The 6,783-nt window shown below is 56.8% G+C and carries 6 protein-coding genes and 2 pseudogenes; 3 read left to right on the top strand and 5 right to left on the bottom strand.

The window, feature by feature from the left end:
• Positions 1 to 234: 234 nt before the first annotated feature.
• Positions 235 to 1,790: pseudogene (locus AC0L3A_RS39585) on the top strand (ISL3 family transposase).
• Positions 1,791 to 1,845: 55 nt separating this feature from the next.
• Here the strand turns inward: AC0L3A_RS39585 and AC0L3A_RS39580 are convergent.
• From AC0L3A_RS39580 to AC0L3A_RS39565, 4 genes and pseudogenes are all read right to left on the bottom strand, one after another.
• Positions 1,846 to 2,043 (bottom strand): annotated as a pseudogene (locus AC0L3A_RS39580) (IS110 family RNA-guided transposase); the annotation flags it as partial.
• A gap of 403 nt (positions 2,044 to 2,446) precedes the next feature.
• Complete coding sequence (locus tag AC0L3A_RS39575; protein WP_473256450.1) at positions 2,447 to 2,965, bottom strand: GNAT family N-acetyltransferase; 519 nt, start codon at positions 2,963 to 2,965, stop codon at positions 2,447 to 2,449.
• Between the two features lie 80 nt (positions 2,966 to 3,045).
• On the bottom strand, positions 3,046 to 4,239 hold the full coding sequence (locus tag AC0L3A_RS39570; RefSeq protein WP_473256449.1) for a hypothetical protein: 1,194 nt from the start codon (positions 4,237 to 4,239) through the stop codon (positions 3,046 to 3,048).
• A gap of 20 nt (positions 4,240 to 4,259) precedes the next feature.
• Positions 4,260 to 5,735, bottom strand: coding sequence for a coproporphyrinogen-III oxidase family protein (locus AC0L3A_RS39565; protein ID WP_473256448.1), 1,476 nt, complete (start codon positions 5,733 to 5,735; stop codon positions 4,260 to 4,262).
• 298 nt (positions 5,736 to 6,033) lie between these two features.
• Here AC0L3A_RS39565 and AC0L3A_RS39560 point away from each other — a divergent pair, with 298 nt between their 5' ends.
• Positions 6,034 to 6,429: a transposase domain-containing protein gene (locus tag AC0L3A_RS39560; RefSeq protein ID WP_473256447.1), complete on the top strand. Its 396-nt coding sequence runs from the start codon at positions 6,034 to 6,036 to the stop codon at positions 6,427 to 6,429.
• Positions 6,326 to 6,556, top strand: coding sequence for an IS66 family transposase zinc-finger binding domain-containing protein (locus AC0L3A_RS39555; protein WP_473256446.1), 231 nt, complete (start codon positions 6,326 to 6,328; stop codon positions 6,554 to 6,556). Before AC0L3A_RS39560 ends, AC0L3A_RS39555 begins: the two co-directional genes overlap by 104 nt.
• Here the strand turns inward: AC0L3A_RS39555 and AC0L3A_RS39550 are convergent.
• The coding region (locus AC0L3A_RS39550) for a hypothetical protein (RefSeq protein WP_473256445.1) at positions 6,526 to 6,783 on the bottom strand (258 nt) is incomplete at its 5' end. The two genes, AC0L3A_RS39555 and AC0L3A_RS39550, sit on opposite strands and share 31 nt — an antisense overlap.

The raw sequence follows: 6,783 nt of genomic DNA, 5'->3' as shown, positions 1-6,783 counted from the left end.
GTGCGACGAACCAAGACTTTCCCGTTTTCGGCGATGCCGTGAACTTGAAAGATCGACTTGGCCAAATCCAAACCCACCGTGATAATCTTCTCCATGGAACGGTCCTTCCTTTGTGGCGCCTCTCTACGCGACCACGTTAGGCACTTTTGATGCCGGTTCGAAGGGCCGTTCCACACCATCATTTCCGATGAAGTTTGCCGGGCGACTGTGGTTCTCAAACGGAGAATCAGCGCCATGCGGACGGGCTTTCAAATCTCATCGCTAGTACCGAGTGGTTTGGTGTTTGATGGTGTAAGTGACTCAATGGATTCGGTTATTCTGGCTGTTCGGTCAGAGGCTGCGGAGGCCCAATGCCCTTTGTTCGCGACAGCGTCGCGCCGAATCCATAGCCGATACATCCGGCACGTGGCTGATTTGCCGTCAGCGGGCAGAAGGGTGCGCCTCCGATTGCTCACGCGGCGCTTCACATGTGAGGTGCCGCATTGCCGCCGGCGGATCTTCGCGGAGCGGTTCGGAGAAGACATCGTCCCGCTTCGACGGCGCCGGACGGCACGGTTGGAATACATCGTCCATCACTTGGGGTTGGCGCTCGGCGGCCGGCCGGCGGCAAGCTTCGCCAAGCGGCTCATGCTGCCTGTCAGCAACGATACCTTGCTACGGGTGGTCCGCCGGCGGACGGCGATGCCGACAGATCCGTTGCTTGTTGTGGGCATCGATGACTGGGCGTTCCGGAGAAACCATCGGTACGGGACCATCGTGTGCGATTTGGAGCGTCGGCGGATCGTTACCCTGCTGCCCGACAGGGAAACTGCGACCGTTCGGGCGTGGCTATCGAAGCACCCAGCGATCAAAATTGTGTCGCGAGATCGCGGTGGTGGATACGGCGAGGCAGCAGCCAAGGCGCTGCCGAACGCCATCCAAGTCGCCGACCGCTGGCATCTGATGGAAAATGCGAGCGCGGCCTTCCTTGATGCGGTGCGCCGCTCCATGAACAGAATCCGAACCGCAATTGGAGCGACGACGATCAACCCGGAATTGCTGACCTGTGCGGAAAAACTGCGCTATCAGGGCTATTTGCGGCGGCAGGACAGCCATGCCGTGATTACGGCTCTCGTCAGCGACGGTGTGTCGCTCAAGGAGATCGTCCGCCGCACAGGACATAGTCGCAATCTGGTTCGCCAAATTAGCCGCGGCGGCGGTACGGATACGTTCCGCACCCGTCAAAGCACCCTGGACGGGCATCTGCCGTTCCTGGACGCGCAGTGGTCAGTCGGCTGTCGCAACGGTGCCGAGCTCTGGCGCCGCTTGAAGGGACAAGGCTTCAAGGGATCGCTGCGCCGTGGCGGAATGGGCGACGCGACGGCGACGTGCCGAGACTATCAGCCATCAACAATTGCCAGAAGGTCCCCGCCGCCAGGACGATAGCGCAGCTGATGACGACGAAACGCGACCACCTAACCAAAGCCGAGACCGTCACGCTTGCGGTCATCGAACAAAACGTTCCTATGCTGGCCGATGCCCAAGCTCTCGTTGGCCGCTTCCACGCGATGATCCGAAAGAAGGCCGAGATGGAGCTCGAACCTTGGATTGATGAATCCAAGCGGAGCCTCATTGCCTCGTTCGCGAATGGAATCGCCAACGATAAGGGCGCGGTGCACGCCGCTATTACGCAACCATGGTCCAATGGCCAAGTGGAAGCTCAGATCACCAAGCTCAAGCTGGTCAAACGGCAGATGTACGGGCGCGCTAAGCTCGATCTCCTTCAGGCTAGGCTGATTGGCGCGCCATAAAAACAATCACGATCATCGAATATGCGTCAGAGCCAAATTTGCAAGCCGATTGACATTCATGCCATAGCCAACTCGCCATCGCACCGGTCTCGAAGCCGATACGCTCGGCATGAGGCGCATGTTTGTTAAGCAGGTCAGTCAAGGCACCAGGATTAGACTTGGCTTTCCCTTCGAAGATTACTTGACCAGTCTCGTTGACAACGCACACAGCGGTTTCTCTCTGTGAGACGTCCAGCCCGACGTACTGCTTCATGGGAGCTCCTTCGAATCATTTGATTGCGAGGGCTCAACGATAACGGAGGTTGTCTGCCACGAGCGCCGACCGCAATTACGTCATTGTTTGCAAATTTGATTCTTCGTATTGCCGCATGAGCGAATGTTGCCCTGACGGCGCCATTGCACAGGTCGATGCGACCTCCACTGATCGGCTGCGCCAGTTGGCTTTCCCGGCTGCTCGACGAGAGGGGCTGGCGGCGGGTCGGGCCCTACATGCCGGAGCCGTCCACAACCCGGGCAGTGGGGCAGCGGTCGTGGCCTCCGCAAGCGGCTCCTCCGCCACAATTGCTCGGCCGTCTTCCGTCTAAGCGCGCTCAGCAGGCGCTGCACGATCGAATCCTGTTTCTTCCCGAACTCCCTCTTTGCGCGCCCATAGAACTTCACTGGATTATGCCGGGCTCACAACCCTCATGTAGGTCGTCCTCGCCAGTGAGCCGCTTTTCGTAAAAGATCACTGCATATCCGTGCAACATCCCTTCCCTGCGGCGAACATAGCCAGCGGTCTCATAAAGCCTTTGAGCTCCCACTTGGATCGTTGTTGTGTCGAGCACTATCCACTTGAAACCGAGAACAACAGCTCGCGACTCCAATTCACGAAGAACCCTGCCTCCAATCCCTCGTCGCTGAAAGACGGGATCGACCCGCATACGTTTGAGTTCTGCGACATCATCATCAACAGGTTTCAGCCCACCCATGGCGGCGAGTCGGGGACCAACATGCGCAACTACGAAGTCTCCGCCCGACCCGATGTATACTTCCCCGATATTCCGTAAATCATCCTCCCAGGCCCCTTCCGGGCCACACACACCAACGTCCTGAGATGCGCTTCTGTGGAGATGCCATACACCATCGCTATCCTCGGGCTCGAACCGACGAAGGATCAGTTCGTCTTGAGACACCTACTATCACCTCTCGACCGATGCCGGACGTCCTGCGCCTCTGGCACCCTTGTTTGTTTTTAGCCAGCCAGAGACCACCGTCAGCTTATCGACGCCTCTGTCAACAGCCGCTGAGAAAGGACAGCCTCAACACTTTCCGATACATCAACTCCGACAAGTGGGCGACCCGGCTCAAGGGTATATTTTAAGGCCGTGCTACGGTGCATCCGGGTAAATCGATTCAGTGCACAAACACAGGACGCGCGCAGCGTTCCGATTTCGCCACCTTGATGCTCCACGACGGACGAAATCGTCGCAAGCCTGGGAAACTCCGCTTTCCCTTCTAGCCAACCCGGCTTGATCGGTGCACTCCCGTTGTCTGACGAGAGCCAGCGGAATACCTCGTGAATGCACCTCTGCGGATAATATTCGGAAAGCCGATATAGATCCCTATAGAATTGCGGTTTCTGGTGGAAGAGTTCTTCACCGACTAGTAGCACCGACACTGCCACGATACGGGCCGAGAAGCGGCCGCTTGGACCAAGCGTATTCTTGTAACGATTCTTTCCGTACAACGCACGAAATTGGCCAAATAGGTCTGGTGACATATGTTCATAAAAGCGCGTCAGAATATAGTTTGCTGACTCAAGGCGCGCCAAGCATAGCGCAAGACATTGCCCCGCATCCACCTCGGCCGCATCACGCAACTCAAGGAGAGCGTCCATTGCTGACTGCAATTCGCTCTCGATGATCTGATGCCCCAAGCAAAAATCTCGTTCCTCGACCCCGGCCGCGCCGAGGCAGTATACGCGTGGATCGCTCTGCAACGGATTCGTAAGGATCATATCTTCATAGGAGAGGACCTCAATGCCGGGTTGCCGGTCACAGCTTGACCGCGCAAGGCGGCTCAGTGCCTCTCCCACCGTCAGCTCGGCGTCCAGGGGGTGAAGGCCGGCAAACGCAGACATTTGATAAGCACAATTTACGAGATAGTGGATATCTGTCTTAGCGATCTCGAAGTCGGACTGCGGTAGACTTAGCAGCAACGCATCATAGTCACTCGCGGCGATCATCGCGTTGACGCTGCGTCCAAGCGACTTGACCGCTTCATCTGGTCGTTCACTGCATTTGATTTCCGCAATGCAGTGTGGCAGTTCATCGGTGACAAAATTGCTGACCAGCCCAAGCGGGCGTTCTCGCTGCCGCCGATCAATACTATCGGCCAGATGCAAAAATATGTCGTGCCCTTCGCAAGGCGCGCTTTGCGGAGTGGAAACGGGAAAAGGAGTGACCATAAACGAGCCCGCCCGCGGCTTCATCGAAATGCAACTTGCATTTCGGTACTTGATCCGTATCGAGCGGCCGGTGAGTAATCATGCTTTTCGAGCAGATCAGCTCGTTTGTCTGCTATCCTACTGTCGTTATACGCGACCTGCTCAAGTATATTGTTCGAGAAGAATAGCAGCGATACCGCGCCCGAATTGATGGTGCCGGCGGCAGTTAACGAAAGCAGGCCGTCATTTGAAATGCAGATGAGGCCTGCCTCATTCAACTTTTCCAGCTCGCGGCCAAAGCATTTCTCAATCGACACCCCAAACTCCCGCTCGAAGCGGGAGAGCGACACTCCACTGCTTCGCAGGGCAAACATTACTGTTCTGCGCATGAGATCATCTTGCGACAGGACAACACCCTTCCACACTGGCTTCTCGCCAGCCTCGACCCTATATAGGTAACGATCTAAATCTGCCTCGTTATAGAACTGGCACTGGCTCATGTAGCCAAATCCGGCAACCCCAAACGGAACCAGATTATTGTCGTTCCAGGAATCGTATTTGCGGCGCTGTTGAACCGAGTGTGGCTGCGACTGCTTACTCCAGTAGAAAATCGGCCCATGACGATAGCCGAGTGTCGTGAGGATGTGCTCGGCCATAAAATGCATGATAATGCGCTCCTTAGCCCCGGCGAATTGATATCGTCCCTGAGCCAAATGGCGGGCCACGGGGTCTGTAGATTTGAACATCAGGGGGAATACATTGAACTTCTCTATCCCCAAATCTATTAAGCCGATGAGTGAGTCGTACCAGCTACGGAGCGTTTGCTGCGGCAATCCATACATGAGGTCGAGCGAGAGATTTTCGACGCCCATCTCATTCAGCAATTTTACGAGTTGTACTACCTCGTCCACGCGGTGCCCGCGGTTTAGTATACGTAAAATGCTCGGATCTAGACTCTGAACGCCCAATACAAAGCGGTTTACGCCGGATCTGAGCAGTGTCGATATGCGATCTGCAGCATCCACTTGCTTTGCAAGAGAGGGATGTAATTCGAAACTCACCTCCGACTTAGACAGATCAAAGCGCCGGCCGATCATACCAAATAGCGTTTTGAGTTGACTGTTGGTCAGGAACGAGGGGGTACCGCCTCCAAAGAAAGCAGTCTCAACAGCTCTGTCAGCCAGTGCCGCGTCCGACCAACTCATCTCTTTATCCAAGGCCGCCAGATAGCGCTCCACTCGCTCGGAAGATGGATGGATTTCTTTGGCGAAGTGGCAAAATGTGCAATGCTGATCACAGAAGGGGACGTGAAAGTAGAGATCAATTGACGGCGTAACCTGAAGCAACAAGTTTTCGGCATTCAGATCGCCCATTGCCTTGAGAGGCGGATATGTGCCGACGAGATAATCGTTGTACGTGTCAAGGTGCAAATTCCGTGACCTCAACATGTCGAGGTTAATGTCGTACGATCGGTCGATCGCGAATTCCAAGGCTTCGGAATAGGTCGGCGCGCGCATTTTGTTAAACTCCTCTAGCTTTCGTGTGAAGCAAGGGGCGATGGCACCTCCGTTAGAATAACGAAAACACGAGCGAAGCTCCCCTATCAGGATTGGGAGGCGCGCGAACTCGCTTTCCACTCCGTGGCGCCGCCCGACGATCGACAATACGCTGTCCGCCACTCTTACAGATCGTTTGGTCTTACCTCCTATGCGGGTGAGCGAGCCACGCGGCGCGAGACTCGTTGCACGCGGGCGCTCCTACATCATAGTGCGCACGCCAAGCAATAGTTGTCGTGTTGATCGGAGGCGGAGCATTTTGGCGCAATCTACGACGAACATCGACAATTTATTCGCCCGCGCCCGAATCGTGTCGGCCGCAATGTTAAGCAACGTTTCGCTCCTAGCGACACTTCCGCTGAGCAGTAGGCGCACGAAGGGGTTTCTCGCTCCGCGAGACCAACGAACGAGGCAACGGGCGCGTGCCGCGCGGCTCGAGCAGATCATCAAGGAGTTGCAGCGTCATCGCTTCGGCCGCCGGGCCGAGACGCTGCCGGAGGACCAGTTGCTGCTCGGCCTGGAAGAGGTCGAGCAGGTCGAGGCGAGCAGTGATGCCACGACCGATGCAGCCAATGCTGCCGAGCGATCGAGGACGGCGCCGCAGGAACAGAGGAGCCCTGCCGGGGCATCTGCCGCGGGTCGAGATGCTGATTGACCTCGACGATGACGCCTGCCCGTGCTGTCAGCAGGCGCTGCACCGAATCGGCGAGGATGTGAGCGAACGATTGGATATCGTGCCGGCCAGGGCGGGCTACCGACCGAAGCCGCCGTGGCGCAGGTAGTCGTCGCCCAATATGCGGACCATCTGCCGCTGTATCGTGAGCGTCACGATAGGATCACCGGTGCCCGGGCTTGACTTGCGCGGAATGCTCTGGATAGCGCGGTCGGGATGATTGACGCCGCCGGGGCGCGGTGATGGGGTGATCCCGGTTGGAGCGGGCAACGGGATCAGAATGAACAGCGAGTCGCAGCTGCGCGAGAAGCTTCGGAAGATCGAGGCGTTGTTCGT

Source organism: Bradyrhizobium sp. MI1.3, assembly GCF_055811695.1.
This window is presented reverse-complemented; position numbering and strand designations above follow the sequence as displayed.